This window comes from Streptomyces sp. NBC_00647 (assembly GCF_045207245.1).
GTDB lineage: Bacteria > Actinomycetota > Actinomycetes > Streptomycetales > Streptomycetaceae > Streptomyces.
Genome location: NZ_CP109040.1, coordinates 3,693,314 through 3,710,025 on the forward strand (window position 1 = coordinate 3,693,314; position 16,712 = coordinate 3,710,025).

Annotated in this window: 12 protein-coding genes and 3 tRNA genes; 5 read left to right on the forward strand and 10 right to left on the reverse strand. The window is 69.4% G+C overall.

Features of this window, described 5'->3' with window-relative positions; translation table 11 throughout:
- Window positions 1-20: 20 nt before the first annotated feature.
- From OG788_RS16240 to OG788_RS16270, 7 genes are all read right to left on the reverse strand, one after another.
- Window positions 21-1,553 carry a glycoside hydrolase family 32 protein gene (locus OG788_RS16240; protein ID WP_406371590.1) on the reverse strand — a complete coding sequence of 511 codons (1,533 nt, stop codon included), beginning with the start codon at window positions 1,551-1,553 and terminating at the stop codon, window positions 21-23.
- Window positions 1,550-2,593: an ATP-binding cassette domain-containing protein gene (locus tag OG788_RS16245; RefSeq protein ID WP_406371591.1), complete on the reverse strand. Its 1,044-nt coding sequence runs from the start codon at window positions 2,591-2,593 to the stop codon at window positions 1,550-1,552. Before OG788_RS16245 ends, OG788_RS16240 begins: the two co-directional genes overlap by 4 nt.
- Window positions 2,590-3,543 carry an ABC transporter ATP-binding protein gene (locus OG788_RS16250; protein ID WP_406371593.1) on the reverse strand — a complete coding sequence of 318 codons (954 nt, stop codon included), beginning with the start codon at window positions 3,541-3,543 and terminating at the stop codon, window positions 2,590-2,592. The genes OG788_RS16245 and OG788_RS16250 overlap by 4 nt, the downstream gene beginning before the upstream one ends.
- Window positions 3,544-3,546: 3 nt before the next feature.
- Window positions 3,547-4,467: an ABC transporter permease gene (locus OG788_RS16255; protein WP_406371595.1), complete on the reverse strand. Its 921-nt coding sequence runs from the start codon at window positions 4,465-4,467 to the stop codon at window positions 3,547-3,549.
- Window positions 4,468-4,480: 13 nt separating this feature from the next.
- A complete protein-coding gene (locus OG788_RS16260; RefSeq protein ID WP_406371597.1) occupies window positions 4,481-5,458 on the reverse strand; it encodes an ABC transporter permease in 978 nt (325 codons plus the stop codon).
- A gap of 95 nt (window positions 5,459-5,553) precedes the next feature.
- Window positions 5,554-7,236, reverse strand: a complete 1,683-nt coding sequence (locus OG788_RS16265) for an ABC transporter substrate-binding protein (RefSeq protein ID WP_406371599.1) — start codon at window positions 7,234-7,236, stop codon at window positions 5,554-5,556.
- 74 nt (window positions 7,237-7,310) lie between these two features.
- On the reverse strand, window positions 7,311-8,303 hold the full coding sequence (locus tag OG788_RS16270; RefSeq protein ID WP_406376767.1) for a LacI family DNA-binding transcriptional regulator: 993 nt from the start codon (window positions 8,301-8,303) through the stop codon (window positions 7,311-7,313).
- Window positions 8,304-8,530: 227 nt separating this feature from the next.
- Between OG788_RS16270 and OG788_RS16275 the strand changes: the two genes are divergently transcribed.
- Window positions 8,531-9,544, forward strand: a complete 1,014-nt coding sequence (locus tag OG788_RS16275) for a carbohydrate kinase (protein ID WP_406371601.1) — start codon at window positions 8,531-8,533, stop codon at window positions 9,542-9,544.
- Window positions 9,545-10,380: 836 nt separating this feature from the next.
- Here OG788_RS16275 and OG788_RS16280 read toward each other — a convergent pair.
- The 3 genes from OG788_RS16280 to OG788_RS16290 all read right to left on the reverse strand — a co-directional run bounded on the left by OG788_RS16280 (window position 10,381) and on the right by OG788_RS16290 (window position 10,771).
- Window positions 10,381-10,454 (reverse strand) — tRNA-Ile (locus OG788_RS16280).
- Between the two features lie 166 nt (window positions 10,455-10,620).
- Window positions 10,621-10,693: transfer RNA gene (locus OG788_RS16285), tRNA-Asn, on the reverse strand.
- 5 nt (window positions 10,694-10,698) lie between these two features.
- A tRNA-Asn gene (locus tag OG788_RS16290) sits at window positions 10,699-10,771 on the reverse strand.
- Between the two features lie 144 nt (window positions 10,772-10,915).
- On the opposite strand from OG788_RS16290, the gene OG788_RS16295 reads away from it, so the two are divergent.
- The 4 genes from OG788_RS16295 (at window position 10,916) to OG788_RS16310 (ending at window position 16,577) form a co-directional block, all read left to right on the forward strand.
- Window positions 10,916-11,221: a YtxH domain-containing protein gene (locus OG788_RS16295; protein ID WP_351539040.1), complete on the forward strand. Its 306-nt coding sequence runs from the start codon at window positions 10,916-10,918 to the stop codon at window positions 11,219-11,221.
- A gap of 74 nt (window positions 11,222-11,295) precedes the next feature.
- Window positions 11,296-12,750 carry an FGGY family carbohydrate kinase gene (locus tag OG788_RS16300; protein ID WP_356758716.1) on the forward strand — a complete coding sequence of 485 codons (1,455 nt, stop codon included), beginning with the start codon at window positions 11,296-11,298 and terminating at the stop codon, window positions 12,748-12,750.
- A gap of 165 nt (window positions 12,751-12,915) precedes the next feature.
- Window positions 12,916-14,649: an ABC transporter ATP-binding protein gene (locus tag OG788_RS16305; RefSeq protein WP_406371603.1), complete on the forward strand. Its 1,734-nt coding sequence runs from the start codon at window positions 12,916-12,918 to the stop codon at window positions 14,647-14,649.
- Complete coding sequence (locus OG788_RS16310) at window positions 14,649-16,577, forward strand: ABC transporter ATP-binding protein (RefSeq protein WP_406371605.1); 1,929 nt, start codon at window positions 14,649-14,651, stop codon at window positions 16,575-16,577. Before OG788_RS16305 ends, OG788_RS16310 begins: the two co-directional genes overlap by 1 nt.
- Window positions 16,578-16,712: the final 135 nt, after the last annotated feature.

The following is a 16,712-nucleotide window of genomic DNA, read 5'->3' on the forward strand; positions in this document are numbered from 1 at the left end:
CGTGGTCGTGGGTAAGACCGTCACGGCCACAGCGGCCGGGGTCCGTCGGTGAAGGCCGACGCCATCTGCCAGGCGTCGAACCGCTCCAGGATCACGTCGCCGTCGGCACCGATACCGACGCCGACGGCCTCGTCCGGGCGGGTGGGGTAGATGCGGGCGGTCAGGGCACGCCCGTTGGCGAAGATCTCCAGTGCGGAGTGGTCGACGAGGACGCGCAGGTCGACCCGCCCGTCGGGGTCCAACGGCAGCTCGCCGTACCGGGGTTCGGTGTCGACCGTCGGGTCGAGGCTGCTGGTCTCGCGGTGCAGGCGGAGGGTACCGCTCGCTCCGTCGTGCGACCGGCTCACCTCCACGACCGTACGTTCCGCGCCGTCCTGTGTCTCGCGGAGCACGAGCCGGGCGGTCGCTCCGGGAGCGAGACGCAGGGTTGTCTCGATGTCCAGCTGGTCCCCGCGCACGGCGTGCAGCCGGGTGTACGGGTCGGCCAGCCGGCCCGGAGACACCTCTACGCGCTCCCGCCGCAGCTCGGTCAGCTCCGGCACCGGGGTCTGGTGCAGGCCGCCGTCGGTGGCGAGCGTGACGGCCCTCGGCAGGGACATCACACCGCACCAGCCGGCCTGCGCGTTCGCCTCGTCCGTCCGGCCCTCCTGGAGCCAGCCGAACATGATGCGGCGGCCGTGCTCGTCGCGGGTGGACTGGGGGGCGTAGAAGTAGCGGCCGCCGTAGTCGAGCCGGTGGAGGGCCGTCGGGGTGAAGGTGTCGCCCTGGTAGCGGCCGGTCCAGTACAGGGGGTGGTGGGTGTTGCCCTCGTCCCAGGCGGAGAAGACCAGCGCGTCAGTGCTGCCGGCCTCCTCGTCCTCGCCGAGCCGGTAGAGGTCGACGCACTCCCACATCGTGCCCGTCCAGTCGAGCTCGCCCCGGTTCTGCGAGGCGTCACCCGTCAGCAGGGGGCCGACGTAGCGCCAGCTGCGCAGGTCGTCGGATTCGTACAGGAAAGCCGTTCCGCCGACGCCCCGGATTCCCGAGCCCACCAGCTGCCGCCACACCTCGCCCTCCCGCCACACGCAGTGGTCGCGGAAGGCCGTGATGTCGGTGCCCTCGGGCGGGGCGGTGATGACCGGGTTGGCAGGGTCCTTGGTCCAGTACCTCAGATCCGCCGATCCCCTGGCCACGCACGGGAGTTCGTGCTCACCGTGCCTGCCCGAGTAGACGAGCGTGGGCACTCCGCCGTCGTCGACGAGGACGCCGGACCAGCAGCCGTCGCGGTCGGGGCCGGTGGTGCCGGGGACGAGGGCGACCGGTTCGTCGGTCCAGTGCACGAGGTCGGTGCTGGTGGCGTGGCCCCAGTGGATGCGGTGGTGGGCGGCGGCGAGCGGGTTGTACTGGTAGAAGAGGTGGTAGACGCCGTTCCAGTGACTCAGCCCGTTGGGGTCGTTGAGCCAGCCGCCGGGCGAGGTGAAGTGGAAGCGGGGGCGGTGGGGGTCGCGCAGGGCGCGTTCGGCCAGCCCCTCGGCGGTGGGAGTGCCGGAGGGGAGGGTGAGGTCGTGGGTCATGCGGCGGGTATCTCCGCTTTCTCGGTGTCGTCGGTGGCCTCGCCGTCCGGCCGGTCCGTGGCCTTCAGGACACGGCGGGCGATGTCGGAGGCGGGTGCGCGCAGATGGCAGCGCACCCAGTGAGGCTGGCCGTCGTCTTCGCCGACGATGTGGCGGACGGGGTCGGTGCGGCTGCACGCGCCGTCGTCGCCGTAGGGGCAGGACGTGGGGTTGAGGATCGCCTCGCGGAGCCTGGCGCGCTCGACGGGGTCGTAGCTGCCGGCCCGTTCGGGGTCGGGTACGGCGGACAGCAGCAGGCGGGTGTACGGGTGGGCGGGGGCGTCCATCACCGCCAACGCGTCGCCGCCCTCGACGAGTTCGCCGGCGAACATGACCATCGTGGTGTCCGCGAGGTAACGGGCGGAGCCCAGGTCGTGCGTGATGTAGAGCATCGCGATGTTCCGCTCGTCGCGCAGGCGCCGCATCAGGTTCAGCACGCCGACGCGTACGGAGACGTCCAGCATCGACGTCGGTTCGTCGGCCAGGATGAGGCGCGGTTCCACCGCCAACGCGCGAGCGATGGAGACGCGCTGACGCTGGCCGCCGGAGAGTTCGTGCGGGTAGGACTGGAGCATGTCCTTGGTCAGGCCGACCGTTTTGATCAGCTCGCGCAGCGCCTCCGGTGTGGCGGAGTGGCCGTGCAGGACGAGGGCCCGGGTGAGGAAGTGCTCGATGCGGTGGACGGGGTTGAGTGAGCCGAAGGGGTCCTGGAAGACCATCTGGACCTGGCGGCGGTACGCCCGTGACGCCCGGCGCCGTTCGGTGCGCAGGACATCCTCGCCGTCGAGCAGCACCTGTCCGGCGGAGGGCTGTTCGAGGCGGGCGAGACAGCGGGCGATGGTGGACTTGCCGCTGCCGGACTCGCCGACCAGGGCGGTGATCCGGCCGGCCGGGAGATCGAAGGAGACGTCGTTGACGGCTCGGACACGGCGCCGGGAGAAGACGGTGCCGACCTGGAAGTCCTTGGTCAGACCGCGTACGGACAGCAGGGGTTCGGTCATCGGGGGGCTCCTTCGAGGCTGCGGGCCACCCAGCGGCCGGGCGCGATCTCGCGCAGGTCGGGGATGTTCATGGAGCAGTCCGAGCGGTCCTCGGGACAGCGGACGTGGAAGCCGCAGCTGTCGGCGGTGCGCGGGGCGTCGAAGAGGCCGGTGAGCTCTTGGCGCGGGCCGGTCAGCGGCGGGAAGGCGTTCATCAGCGCCTCGGTGTAGGGGTGGAGCGGTCCCGCGAACAGGTCCTTGGCGTCGGCGAGTTCGACGATCCGTCCGCCGTACATCACGCCCATGCGATCCGACAGCTCGATCATCAGGGACATGTCGTGAGTGATGAAGAGGATGGAGAAGCCCAGCTCCCGCTGGAGGTCGCGGATCTGCGCCATGATCTCCTGCTGCACGACTACGTCGAGCGCGGTGGTCGGCTCGTCCATGATCAACAGCCTTGGCTTCAGGGCGACGGCCATGGCGATGACCACGCGCTGGCGCATGCCGCCGGACAGCTGGTGCGGGTACGCCTTCAGCCTTCCCGGGTCGATGCCGACCAGCTCCAGCAGCTCGCCGGCCCGCTCCCGCGCGGCCCGCTTCTTCATCCGCTCATGGGTGGTGAAGATGTCGACGATCTGCTCGCCGATGGTCAGGACGGGGTTGAGCGAGTTCATCGCCGACTGGAAGACCATGGCGATCTCCCGCCACCGGAAGGCGCGCAGCTCCCGTGCGTCCAGGGCGAGGACGTCGCGACCCTGGAAGCGGATGCTGCCCGCGGTGATCTCCGCCGGAGGCTTGAGCAGTCGCATCACCGCGTTGGCGATGGTCGACTTGCCGCAGCCGGATTCTCCGGCGAGGCCGAAGATCTCTCCGGCGCCGATGGAGAAGGAGACGTCGTCGGCGCCCACGACGGTGCGTCCGTCACCGCGGTATTCGACGCGCAGCCCGTTCACCTCAAGTACGGGTTCCATGGCTCAGCCCCTCCTCTCACGGCGGGCACGGCGGTTGCGCAGCCTGGGGTTGGTGATCTCGTCGACCGCGTAGTTGACCAGCGCGATGGCGAAGGCGACGAGGGCGATGCACAGCCCGGAGGGGACGAAGGCCCACCATGCGCCGGTCATCAGCGCGCCGTCGTTGCTGGCCCAGTACAGGTTGGTGCCCCAGCTGACGACGCTGCTGTCGCCGAGGCCGAGGAACTCCAGGCCGGCCTGGGCGCCGATGCCGAAGATCACGCAGCCGAGCAGCGTGGTCATCACCACGGACGCCATGTTGGGCAGGATCTCGCGGAACATGATCCGCAGGGGGCGTTCTCCGGTGACGACGGCGGCGGCCACGAAGTCCTTGCCGCGGATCGACTTGGCCTGCGCGCGCAGGACCCGGGCCGAGCCCGCCCAGCCGGTGACGACGAGGACCAGGATCACGGTGGAGGTCCCGGGCGGCAGGAACGCGGCCAGGATGATGAGCAGCGGGAGGCCGGGCAGCAGCAGGAAGATGTTGGTGACCAGGGTCAGCGCGTCGTCGACGACGCGGTCGAAGTACGCGGATGCGAGGCCGACGACGATGGCGACCGCGGTCGCCACGAGCCCCACGGTGAACCCGACGAAGAGGGAACTGCGCGCACCCCAGAGGGTGAGGGCGAGCACGTCCTGTCCCTTGGCGGTCGTACCGAACCAGTGCGCGGCCGAGGGGGCCTGGCTGCCCGTGGAGTTGATGAGCGACGGGTCGCCGGGTGCCAGGACGGGTGCGAGCAGGGCGAGCAGGGCGAAGAGAGCGAGCAGGATCAGCCCGGTCAGTGCCTTCTTGCTGTCGATGAGCTGGCGCAGCAGCCCGCGCCGACGGGAAGCACGCGCGGGGGCCGTCGGCGTGGTGGCCGTGGCGATTTCGATGGCGGTCATGTCGGCAGCCTCCTCAGCGGACGCGGACGCGCGGGTCGAGGCGGACGTAGACGAGGTCGACGAGGAAGTTCGCGATCAGTACCGCCGCCGTGATCGTCAGGAAGATGCCCTGCATCAGTGGGTAGTCCAGGCCCTGGACGGCCATCAGCAGCTGGTAGCCGATGCCGGGGTAGGCGAAGACGACCTCGGTGAGCAGGGCGCCGCCGACGACGAAGCCGAGGGCCATGCCGAAGTTGGTGACGGAGGGCAGCATCGCGTTGCGAGCGGCGTAGCGGAACATGATCCGTGAGGGGCTGAGCCCCTTGGCCTCGGCCATGGTGATGTAGTCCTCGGCCGTTGTGGCGATCATGGTGTTGCGCATGCCGAGCATCCAGCCGCCGATGGAGACCAGCACGATGGTCAGCGCGGGCAGCACCAGGTGGGTGGCGACGTTGGAGACGAACTCGGCGCTGAAGCCGGGGGTCAGTCCGACGTCGTAGGCGTGCCGCATGGGGAACCAGCCCAGGCTCACCCCGAACAGGTACAGCGCGCCCATCGCCAGCCAGAAGTACGGGAACGAGCCGACGAAGATCAGCAGAGGCGGGAAGGCGGAGTCGAGGACGCCGCCGCGCCGCCAGGCGGCGACGATGCCGAGCAGGTTGCCGAGCACGGCGGCGATGACGAGCGCGACGCCACCGAGGAGCAGGGTCCAGCCGATCTGCGAGCCGATCACGTCGGAGACCGGGGTCGGGAAGCGGGAGATGGAGATGCCGAGGTCGCCGGTGAAGACGCTCTTGACGTAGGAGACGTACTGCTCCCAGAGGGGGCGGTTGTCGAGGCCGAAGAGTTTCCGCAGCTGGGCTATCTGGTCGGGCTGCATGGTGCCCTGGGCCTGCGCGAACATCCGGGAGACCGGGTCGCCCGGCATGAAGCGCGGGAGAACGAAGTTCAGGGTGATGGAGGCCCAGAAGGCGAGCAGATAGAACCCCAGGTTGCGCAGGATCAGACGCACGGGTCGTGCTCCCTGTCGGTGGGGGGTGAACGTGTGGCTCGGTGCGCGGGGGCGGCCGTCCGGGGAGGAGGGCGGCCGCCGGTCCGCGGGCGGCGTCAGCCCTTGACGGGCTTCAACGAGGTGAGCACGAGGACCGTGCTGCCGTTGCGGTTGCCGAGGGTGGCGTACGGGTTCTTCTCGGTGGGCCAGCCGGTGAAGCGGGCGTCCGTGTACGCGCCCCACTCGGGGCCGGTGAACAGCGGGACGACGGGCGCGTCCTTGTTGTACAGCTCCTGCAGGCCGTTCATCTGCTCGGCTTGCGTCTTCTCGTCCGTGGCGGCGGCGAAGGCGTCGATGAGCTTGTCGGCCTTCTTGTCGCCGAAGCGGTGGTAGTTCTCCGTGGCCTGCTTGCCGACCGGCTGCACCATCTTGGTCGACATCACGCCGCGGAAGTACTCGTAGGGGGTGGCGCCGTTGTTGCTCCACACGATGCCGGTGTCGAAGATGCCGGTGTTGTACGAGGACGAGACCGCCGACCAGTCGGGCGTCTTCACGGTGGCGGTGATGCCGACCTTCGCCAGGTCCTGCTTGATGATGTTGGCGACCGAGATCCAGTCGGAGGAGGCGGAGCCGACGGAGATGTCGAGGGTGAAGTTCTTGCCGTTCTTCAGCTTCCGCTTGCCGCCGCTCTCCTTGTAACCGGCCGCGTCGAGGGCCTTGGCCGCCTCGGTGCTGTCGTACTTCGTCCAGGTGCAGGAGGCGGCCAGCGACGTGTCACGCCACTTGTCGTAGGTGCGGGCCAGGCCCGTGCAGTCGGTGGGTTCGGCGTAGCCGTTCATCGCGACCTTGGTGATCTGGTCACGGTCGACGGCCATGCTGAGCGCCTTGCGCACGGCCGGATCGTTGAACGGCGCCTTGGTGGTGTTCAGCTGCCAGTTGATCATGGCGCCGGTGGCCGGGAACCAGTAGTGGTTGTGCTTCTTGTCCTTGGCGACGAAGGACTTCTCGATGTCCGGGATGAACGACTGCGTCCAGTCCACCTCGCCGTTGGTGAAGGCGATGTTGGCGCTGTCGTTGCCGGAGAAGGCGAGCATCTGGATGCCGGCGATCTGCTGCTTCGCGGGCTGCCAGTAGTCGGGGTTCTTGCGCAGCTCGTACGACTGGCTCTGGAACTTCTCGATCTTGGTGTACGGGCCGGTGCCGACCGGGTCCGGGTTGGTGAACTTCGCCGGGTCCTTCACCTTCGACCAGATGTGCTTCGGCAGGATGTAGTGGCCGCTGATCTCGTAGAAGGCGGTCGAGAACGCCTTGTCGAAGGAGAACTTCACCGTGTGGGCGTCGACCGCGGTGACCTTGTCGAGGTAGTCGAAGCCGCCGAGCACCTTCTTCTGGAGCTCGAAGGTGTAGACGACGTCGTCGGCGGTGAGCGGCTTGCCGTCCGACCACTTGACGCCGTCGCGCAGCGTGAAGGTGAGGGACTTGCCGTCCTTGGCCTGCTCCCACTTGGTGGCCAGCCACGGCGTGTCCTTGGCGTCGGCCATGCTGTGCACCGCCAGAGGCTCGTAGACCGACTGGAGGGTCATGGGGGCGGCCTGCGGGGAGAGTGGGTTGAAGTTGCGCGTGAACGTCGCCAGATCCTCGCGCGGGATGGTGAGCAGCTGGTTGCCAGAAGTATCACCGGCGCCGGCGGCGCCCGAGCCACCCGTACAGGCGGACAGGACCAGGGCCGCGGCGGCGGTCGCGGTGACCGCTCTCAGGACGGCTCGTGGCCGCCGTGAAGGTATGCGGGAGGGTGCCATAATGGAGACTCTTTTCCTCTCTTCAACACACAGGGCGAAGACGGGATGGGATTCCTCGGCGGGCTGATTAGTGGTCAGACCGACGAGCGTTCGAGCAGCGGGCAGTCGATCGTCACCCGGTGGGTGTCGAGCGGCTGCCCTGCTGCGAGGGCGGCGAGCATGTCGATGCCCTTGGTGCCCATGGCCTCGAAGGGCAGGGCGAGCGTCGTCAGCTTCGGCCGCAGATAGGCGGCGATGAGTTCCTGGTTGTCGAACCCCACCACGGCCACGTCGTGCGGGATGCGCAGCCCACGTTCCTTGATCGCGTCGTACGCGCCCATCGCCATCCGGTCGTTTCCGCAGAACAGTGCGGTCGGCCGGGCGCCGGCCGGGCGGTCCAGCAGTTCGCCGGCGGCGGTGTAGGCGCTGTCGGCGGTTGCCCAGCCGGGGACGACGAGGGAGGGGTCGAGGGTGATCCCGGCCTCGCGCAGGGCACGTTCGTACCCTTCACGCCTGCCGATGGCGGCCGGGATCGCCGGGTCGAGGTTGATGAACCCGATGCGGGTGTGACCGGCGTCCAGGAGCCGGCGGGTCGCCTTGTATCCGCCCGACACCTCGTCGGGCAGGATGCACGGCAGCTCACCGGCCGCGTCGTAGCAGTTGACGAGCACCGTCGGCACCTCCCGGACGGCCTTGGGGAGCGTGACGGCGCGGTGCCAGGTGGTGGCGTACAGCAGCCCTTCCACCCGGTGCTCCAGCATCTGGTCGAGCGCGGCGGCCTCCTGGGCGGGGTCGCCCTCGCTCGCGGCGATCAGCAGGAACCTCCGGTCACCCCAGGCGCGGCTCTGCGCGCCCGTGATCATCTCCCCCGCGAACGGGCCAGTCACGATCTCGGTGATCAGCCCGAACCACCCGCTGCGGTTCGCGGCCAGCGCCCGCGCCCCGGCGTTGGGCCGGTAGCCGAGCTCGGCGATCGCCGCCAGGATCCGCCGACGGGTCTCCTCGGGGATGGCGGCGCCGGGCTTGTCGTTGAGGACGAAGGAGACGGTGGTCCGCGAGACACCCGCATGGCGCGCCACGTCGCTCATGGTCACGCGCTGCGTCCTGTTCGTGGCCACTTCCAGTCCCTTTCGGCGAGTCAGAGACGAGACAACGCCTCCAGTTTCGCGCTTTAATAACGCGCGTTACTTCCTTGTGGCAGGGAAGTTACGTCCGTCTTGAGCGGCATGTCAATACCTGTGCAAGGGCTGCATCAGGCCACCGGTCCCGGTGCCCTTCGCGACCCGCACTCTTCTGAGAGAGGCAGACAGTCACCATGGCCCGACCCCAGGCCCCCGTCAGCGTCACCGTCCTCGGCGAGTGCGTCGCCGACGCCTTCACCGACCCCACCCGGTCCAGCTCCGACGAGCTCGCGCTGCGCGCCCTGCCCGGCGGCGGCCCCGCCAACACCGCCGTCGCTCTCGCCCGGCTCGGCACCCCCACCCGCTTCCTCGGGCGCTTCTCCACGGATGTCTTCGGCACCCTCTTCCGTGCCCGCCTCAGCGCCTCCGGCGTCGACCTGACCGGCAGCCTGACCGCCCCCGAGCCCAGCGCCCTCGCCGTCGCCGACCTCGACGAGACCGGCCAGGCCACCTACACCTTCTACGCCGACAGCGCGGCCGACTGGCAGTGGACCGACGAAGAACTCGCCGCCACCGGGTGGGAGAGCGCGGCCTGCCTGCACACCGGCTCCCTCGCACTCATACGCCAACCCGGCGGCACCCGCATCGAGGACCACCTCGCCAAGGCCCGCGAGCACCTCACCGTGTCCATCGACCCCAACGTCCGCCCCCTGCTCGTACCGCCCACCGCCTACCGCGAACGGCTCCCCCACTGGTGCACCCTCGCCGACATCCTCCGCCTCAGCGAGGACGACCTCGCGCTGCTCCTGCCCGGCGTCAGCCCCGAAGAGGCGTGCGACACCTGGCACGCCGCCGGCGCGCGCCTCGTCATCATCACCTTGGGCGGACGGGGCGCCCTCGCCTCCCTCGACGGCCTCCGCGTCACCGTCCCGGCCCCGGCCGTGGACGTCGTCGACACCGTCGGCGCCGGGGACTCCTTCACCGCGGGTCTGCTCCACCGCCTCGCCGCCCTGGGACACCTCGGCGGCCGACTCGACCGGCTGAACCTCGAAGACTTCACCGACGCCTGTTCCTTCGCCGCCCGCGTCGCTGCCCTGACCTGCTCAGTCCCCGGCGCGAACCCGCCCTGGGCAGAAACCTCCGCGATCTCCGTTCCCGCGATCTCCGGACGCCGTCCGCTCGGCAGCAGTAGTCCAGTGGTCTCGTAGAAGCGCAGCGTTGCGGCCGGATGCCGAGGCGCTCGGCCAGCTGCGATATGCGGTAGGTCGTCGCACCACCGACGGTAAAGCCTCGACACAACTCGAAGGTCAAGACCCATCGCCAAACCACCCGAACCCCCGCCTGGACGGACAGCCAGGAGCCGTCCGTATACGGGTTCACCCGCCGGAACCTCCAGGATCGCGGGAACCCACGTGCTCCCCCCTTGGACGTGCTCGCCGACGCCGGCGCCGATCGTGCCAGCACGGTCTACCACCCACACTGAAGGAGGCCATGCTCTGGCCCGGGGCGCTCGAAGGCGCGGGCGCTACCGCGCAGCCGGCGCACACCCGTTCGCAACAATCCACAGCTGGACAGGGCCTGTTGGTGACCGTCCCACCGGCCTGACCAGTCGAACCGCAGGGCTCTGCGTAAGAGGGGCGAGTAACCCATCCGGGCGGTTTCCTCTTGGGGCAGTTTCCCCACCCTCTGGACGTCATCACAGATCGAGCGACGCGAGGGCGACAGTGTCTCCACATCGCGATGGCAGCCCATGCCGCGCAACCGGCAAATGGGACACCGATTCACCCCGTAGACACCGTCGCCTGAACACGACCGTGCCGCCCCGGCCCCTGCACGGCCCCTGGGTCTTGGCATCGGCCCTCAGAGCAGCCACCCGGACCACGAGCGACAACTTCGAACACCACTCCGCCGCAGGTCAGAGGGGCTCGGCCTCGCCCGGCCGCCGGACCCCAAACCCACGAGCAGCGGATTCAGTCCGTTCAGGCAAAGTTGACGATCCGACACCTAGGAATGAACGTTTCCACAGGTCAGAGACCTGCTCAGGTGGGGCGGGTGGGACTCGAACCCACGGCCGACGGATTATGAGTCCGCTGCTCTAACCGGCTGAGCTACCGCCCCGTTACGGCGCGCCGCGCACATTTGTGCGCGCCGTCTGCCGCAGCATAGCCGCTCATACGATCTCCTGCTTCGGATGGTCGGCATCACCCGACCACGGGGACTTCGGCATGCCCCGGGCGGTTCCTGCGGACATGAAAAAGGACCCCTGAGGGGTCCTCTTCCGTTGCTCTCCCGACTGGACTCGAACCAGTAACCTGCCGGTTAACAGCCGGCTGCTCTGCCAATTGAGCTACAGGAGATCGAGCTCCCCCGACTGGACTCGAACCAGTAACCTGCCGGTTAACAGCCGGCTGCTCTGCCAATTGAGCTACGGAGGATTGATCTTTGCATCGAACGTACCTACCTGGGTATTCGCCAGGAAGCGTGCGCCCGCTGCGACACATACATTAGCGCAAGCAGGGGGGTGCTCCGCCAATCGGTTCCCTCCGCACCGATGCCGACGCAAGGGAAGGGTGGCCGTCATGCGCTACCGGCTCACGTTCGTCGCCGGACTGGCCCTGGGTTACGTGCTCGGCACGCGGGCCGGGCGCGAGCGCTACGAACAGCTGAAGAAGTCCGCTCGTCAGGTCACGCAGAACCCCGCGGTGCGCAACACCGCGGAGACCGCCGCCCAGCAGGGCCGCGAGATCGCCGGCAAGGCGCTGCACACCGTGAGCGAGAAGGTGGGTGACCGCGTCCCCGACTCGGTCACCGACCGGGTGCGCTCGCTGCGGGAGCGGAACGCGAGCGGCACCGGCGAGGACGACTGGGGCACCAGTAATACCTAGGGATGCATGGCGGCGCCGGGTCCTGTGTGCCCGCCCGGCGCCGCGACCCCTCGTCGTACGGCAGAATTTCCGCCATGGGGATAGTCGCCGGGTTGGACAGTTCGCCCGATTTCACTCGAATCGTTGTCTGTGACTCGGACACGGGTGCCGTGCTGAGGCAGGGGTATGCGCCACATCCGGTCGACAGCGCCGAGGGTGGCGGCCGTCCTTCCGACGTGGATCCGCAGGCCTGGCTGCTGTCCCTGGGCGAGGCCGCCGGTGGCGGGCTGCTCGAAGGCGTACAGGCCATCGGCGTGTCCGCGCAGCAGAACGGGCTCGTGCCGCTGGACGCGCAGGGCAACACCGTGCGCCCGGCGATGGTCGGCGGTGACAAGCGGGCGCAGGTCGCGGCGGCCGATCTGATCGACGCGCTCGGCGGGCGCGAGGCATGGGCGCAGGCGGTGGGCAGTGTCCCGCAGGCCGCCCAGCCCGTCACCAAGCTGCGCTGGCTGAGCAAGACCGAGCCGGAGGCCGCGAGACGCACCAGCATGCTGCTGCAGGCCCACGACTGGCTGGTGTGGCAGCTTCTCGGGCGGCCCGTGCGCCGGACCACGGACCGGGGCGGCGCCTCGGGGACCGGGTACTGGTCGGCGGCGACCGGCGGCTACCGGCCGGATCTCATCGAGCTCGCGCTCGGCCACCAGGCCGGGCTGCCGGAGGTGCTCGGTCCGTCCGACGCCGCGGGGACCACGCCCGAGGGGCTGCTGATATCCGCCGGGACCGGCGAGACCATGGCGGCGGCGTTCGGGCTCGGCATCGGGCTCGGCGACGCGGTGGTGTCGCTGGGCGCCTCCGGTTCCGTGATGGCCGTCCATCCCGAGGCGCTGGTGGACTCCACCGGCATGATCACCTCCCTGGCGGACGCGACCGGCATGCATCTTCCGGTCGTCACCACGCTCAATGCCGTACGGGCCCTGCGCGGGGCCGCCGAACTCGTCGGCGTGTCCGACCTGGAGGGGCTGTCCGACCTGGCGATGAAGTCGACGCCGGGCTCCCACGGCCTCGTCCTGCTGCCGTATCTGGAGGGCGAGCGCACCCCGAACCTGCCGCACACGGCGGGAACGCTGGCCGGACTGCGCCGGGAGTCGATGCGGCCCGAGCATCTGGCACGGGCGGCCTTCGAGGGCATGCTGTGCGGACTCGCGGACGCGCTGGACGTGCTGCGCGGCCGGGGTGTCGACGTACGCCGGATCTTCCTGCTCGGCCAGGCCGCCGAGCTGCCCGCCGTCCAGGCCGTGGCGCCCGCGCTGTTCGGCGCGCAGGTCGTCGTGCCGCAGCCCGCGGACTACGCGGCGCTCGGCGCGGCCCGTCAGGCCGCCTGGGCCCTCGGCGTGTCGCAGGGCACCCTCGACCCGCGGACACCGCCCGCCTGGCAGGGGCCGGTCGCCCAGGTGCTGGAGCCCGGTGAGGAGCTCGCCGTGGGGCAGGCCGTACGACAGCAGTACGTGTCGGTACGGGAACAGACGCATCCCGGGGCGTTCCGGGCGTAGTCCCTCCACCGGCGTACGTCCGAAGACGGAGGCATGGTCCGTTTTTGGACCGCACTTGGGTTAATCGGTTGAGGTAACGCAGGTGGAGTGTCCGACGATAGGGGGTGGTGCACCCATGCATCGCCCGCCGATCACCCCACCGCCGACAACTCCGAGAGACCCCGCGTGCTCATACGACTCCTGCGGACCCACCTCAGTCCGTACAAGAAACCCATCGCCCTGCTGGTGCTGCTGCAGTTCCTGCAGACCTGCGCCACGCTCTACCTGCCCACGCTGAACGCGCACATCATCGACAACGGTGTCGTAAAGGGGGACACGGGTTACATCCTGTCCTTCGGCGCTGTGATGATCGGCATCTCGCTGGCCCAGGTCGTCTGCAACATCGGCGCCGTCTTCTACGGCGCCCGCACGGCCTCCGCGGTCGGCCGGGACATCCGGGCGGCCGTCTTCGACCGCGTCCAGTCCTTCTCGGCACGTGAGATGGGCCACTTCGGCGCTCCGTCGCTGATCACCCGCACCACCAATGACGTCCAGCAGGTGCAGATGCTCGCCCTGATGACGTTCACCCTGCTGGTGTCGGCGCCGATCATGTGCGTGGGCGGCATCGTCCTGGCCCTCGGCCTGGACGTGCCGCTGTCCGCGGTGCTCGTCGCCGTGGTGCCGACCCTCGGCATCTGCGTGACCCTCATCGTGCGCAGGCTGCGCCCGCTGTTCCGCACCATGCAGGTGCGCCTGGACACCGTGAACCGGGTGCTGCGCGAGCAGATCACCGGCAACCGCGTGATCCGCGCTTTCGTGCGCGACGGCTACGAGAAGGAGCGCTTCAAGGGCGCCAACACCGACCTCACCGAGACGTCGCTGGCCACGGGCCGGATGCTGGCCCTGATGTTCCCGATCGTCATGACGGTGGTGAACCTGTCGTCCATCGCGGTCGTCTGGTTCGGCGCCCATCGCATCGACAGCGGCCAGATGCAGATCGGCGATCTGACCGCGTTCCTCGCCTACCTGATGCAGATCGTCATGTCCGTCATGATGGCCACCTTCATGTTCATGATGGTGCCGCGCGCGGAGGTCTGCGCCGAGCGCATCCAGGAGGTCCTGGCCACCGAGAGCAGTGTGGTCCCGCCGGTCGCGCCCGTCCTGGAGCTGCGCCGTCACGGCCACCTGGAGATCCGCGCGGCCGGCTTCCGCTACCCGGGCGCCGAGGAGCCGGTCCTGAAGTCCGTCGACCTCGTGGCGAGTCCCGGCGAGGTGACCGCGGTCATCGGGTCGACGGGCAGCGGCAAGTCGACGCTGCTCGGCATGATCCCCCGCCTGTTCGACGCCACCGACGGCCAGGTGCTGGTCGACGGCGTGGATGTGGCGACCATCGAGCCGAAGCTGCTGGCCAGGACGGTCGGGCTGGTCCCGCAGAAGCCGTATCTGTTCGCGGGGACGGTCGCCACGAACCTGCGGTACGGCAACCCGGAGGCGACCGACGAGGAGCTGTGGCACGCGCTGGAGGTGGCGCAGGCCAAGGGGTTCGTGGAGCAGCTGGAGAACGGTCTGGACTCGCCGATCGCGCAGGGCGGGACGAATGTGTCCGGCGGCCAGCGGCAGCGTCTGGCCATCGCCCGCACCCTCGTGCAGCGCCCCGAGATCTATCTCTTCGACGACTCCTTCTCGGCCCTCGACTACGCGACGGACGCGGCGCTGCGCGCTGCGCTGTCCACGGAGACCTCCGAGGCGACCGTGGTGATCGTGGCCCAGCGCGTGTCGACCATCCGGGAGGCCGACCGGATCGTGGTCCTCGACGAGGGCCGGGTCGTGGGCAGCGGACGGCACCACGAACTGATGGCGGACAACGAGACCTACCGGGAGATCGTGCTCTCCCAGCTGACGGAAGCGGAGGCCGCCTGATGGCCGGGCCGATGGGGCGGATGATGGCCGGGGGCGGCCCCGATCAGCGCTCGATGGATTTCAAGGGGTCGGGCAGACGACTGCTCACCCAGTTCAAGCCCGAGCGCGCCACGCTGTACGTGATGCTGGTCGCCGTCGTCCTGAGCGTGGGGCTCTCGGTGGTCGGCCCGAAGATCCTGGGCAGGGCCACGGACCTGGTCTTCGCGGGGATCGTCGGACGCCAGATGCCGGCCGGCGACACCAAGGCCGAGGCCCTGGACTCGCTGCGCGAGCACGGCCAGGGCGGCGTCGCCGACATGCTCTCGGGGACGGACTTCACCCCCGGCGAGGGCATCGACTTCAACGCCGTCGGGAACGTCCTGCTGCTCGCGCTCGGCACGTTCCTGCTGGCCGGACTTCTGATGGCGGTGGCGACACGCCTGGTGAACCGGGCCGTCAACAAGACCGTGTACCGCATGCGCGAGGACCTTCAGGCGAAGCTGTCACGGCTGCCGCTGTCGTACTTCGACAAGCGGCAGCGCGGTGAGGTCCTCAGCCGCGCCACGAACGACATGGACAACATCCAGCAGACCCTCCAGCAGTCGATGGGCCAGCTCGTCAACTCGCTGCTGACCATCGTGGGTGTGCTCGCGATGATGTTCTGGGTGTCGCCGCTGCTCGCGCTCGTCGCGCTGGTCACGGTGCCGCTGTCGTTCGTCGTGGCCACCCGGATCGGCAAGCGCTCGCAGCCGCACTTCGTGCAGCAGTGGCGCACCACCGGCAAGCTCAACGCCCACATCGAGGAGATGTACACCGGCCACAACCTGGTGAAGGTGTTCGGGCGGGCGGACGAATCGGCGGCGCAGTTCGCCGAGCAGAACGAGAAGCTGTACGAGGCCGGGTTCAAGGCGCAGTTCAACAGCGGTGTCATGCAGCCGCTGATGATGTTCGTGTCGAACCTGAACTACGTGCTCGTGGCGGTGGTCGGCGGTCTGCGCGTGGCCTCCGGCTCGCTGTCGATCGGTGATGTTCAGGCGTTCATCCAGTACTCCCGCCAGTTCTCGATGCCGCTGACGCAGGTCGCGTCGATGGCGAACCTGGTGCAGTCGGGTGTCGCGTCGGCGGAGCGGGTCTTCGAGGTCCTCGACGCGGACGAGCAGGAGGCGGACCCGAAGGTGTCGGCCCATCCCGGCGAGCTGCGCGGGCGCGTGGCGCTGGAGCACGTGTCCTTCCGGTACGACCCTGAGAAGCCGCTCATCGAGGATCTCTCGCTGAAGGTGGAGCCGGGCCACACGGTGGCCATCGTCGGCCCGACCGGCGCCGGCAAGACGACCCTGGTGAACCTGCTCATGCGGTTCTACGACGTCACGGGCGGCCGGATCACCCTCGACGGGGTCGATGTGGCGTCCATGTCCCGGGACGAGCTGAGGGCCGGGATAGGGATGGTGCTGCAGGACACCTGGCTGTTCGGGGGCACGATCGCCGACAACATCGCGTACGGGGCCTCGCGGGACGTCACCCGCGGGGAGATCGAGGAGGCGGCGCGCGCGGCGCACGCCGACCGCTTCATCCGTACGCTGCCCGACGGCTACGACACGGTGATCGACGACGAGGGATCGGGGGTCAGCGCGGGCGAGAAGCAGCTGATCACGATCGCCCGGGCGTTCCTGTCGGATCCGGTGATCCTGGTGCTCGACGAGGCGACCAGCTCCGTGGACACCCGGACCGAGGTGCTGATCCAGAAGGCGATGGCGAAGCTGGCGCACGGCCGGACCTCGTTCGTGATCGCCCACCGTCTGTCGACGATCCGGGACGCGGACACCATCCTCGTGATGGAGGACGGGTCCATCGTGGAGCAGGGCGCGCACGCGGAGCTGCTGGCGTCCGGCGGGGCCTACGCCCGCCTGTACCAGGCCCAGTTCGCCCAGGCGGTGGCCGAGGTCGACTGAACCACCGCATCCCGCTGAGGCAGCCGCCTCCTGGACCCCCACCGAGATCGCCGGAGATCCAGCCCCTCCGGCGCTTGAGGAGCGGGGGTCCGGGGGCAGCGCCCCCGGATACGGGACCGGAGGGGGCGAGGAAAG

What these genes read in the sequence shown, in the direction of transcription:
- OG788_RS16240 (WP_406371590.1), bottom strand. Translation starts at nt 1,553, where the DNA reads ATGACCCACGACCTCACCCTCCCCTCCGGCACTCCCACCGCCGAGGGG.
- OG788_RS16245 (WP_406371591.1), bottom strand. Translation starts at nt 2,593, where the DNA reads ATGACCGAACCCCTGCTGTCCGTACGCGGTCTGACCAAGGACTTCCAG.
- OG788_RS16250 (WP_406371593.1), bottom strand. Translation starts at nt 3,543, where the DNA reads ATGGAACCCGTACTTGAGGTGAACGGGCTGCGCGTCGAATACCGCGGT.
- OG788_RS16255 (WP_406371595.1), bottom strand. Translation starts at nt 4,467, where the DNA reads ATGACCGCCATCGAAATCGCCACGGCCACCACGCCGACGGCCCCCGCG.
- OG788_RS16265 (WP_406371599.1), bottom strand. Translation starts at nt 7,236, where the DNA reads ATGGCACCCTCCCGCATACCTTCACGGCGGCCACGAGCCGTCCTGAGA.
- OG788_RS16270 (WP_406376767.1), bottom strand. Translation starts at nt 8,303, where the DNA reads ATGAGCGACGTGGCGCGCCATGCGGGTGTCTCGCGGACCACCGTCTCC.
- OG788_RS16275 (WP_406371601.1), top strand. Translation starts at nt 8,531, where the DNA reads ATGGCCCGACCCCAGGCCCCCGTCAGCGTCACCGTCCTCGGCGAGTGC.
- OG788_RS16295 (WP_351539040.1), top strand. Translation starts at nt 10,916, where the DNA reads ATGCGCTACCGGCTCACGTTCGTCGCCGGACTGGCCCTGGGTTACGTG.
- OG788_RS16300 (WP_356758716.1), top strand. Translation starts at nt 11,296, where the DNA reads ATGGGGATAGTCGCCGGGTTGGACAGTTCGCCCGATTTCACTCGAATC.
- OG788_RS16310 (WP_406371605.1), top strand. Translation starts at nt 14,649, where the DNA reads ATGGCCGGGCCGATGGGGCGGATGATGGCCGGGGGCGGCCCCGATCAG.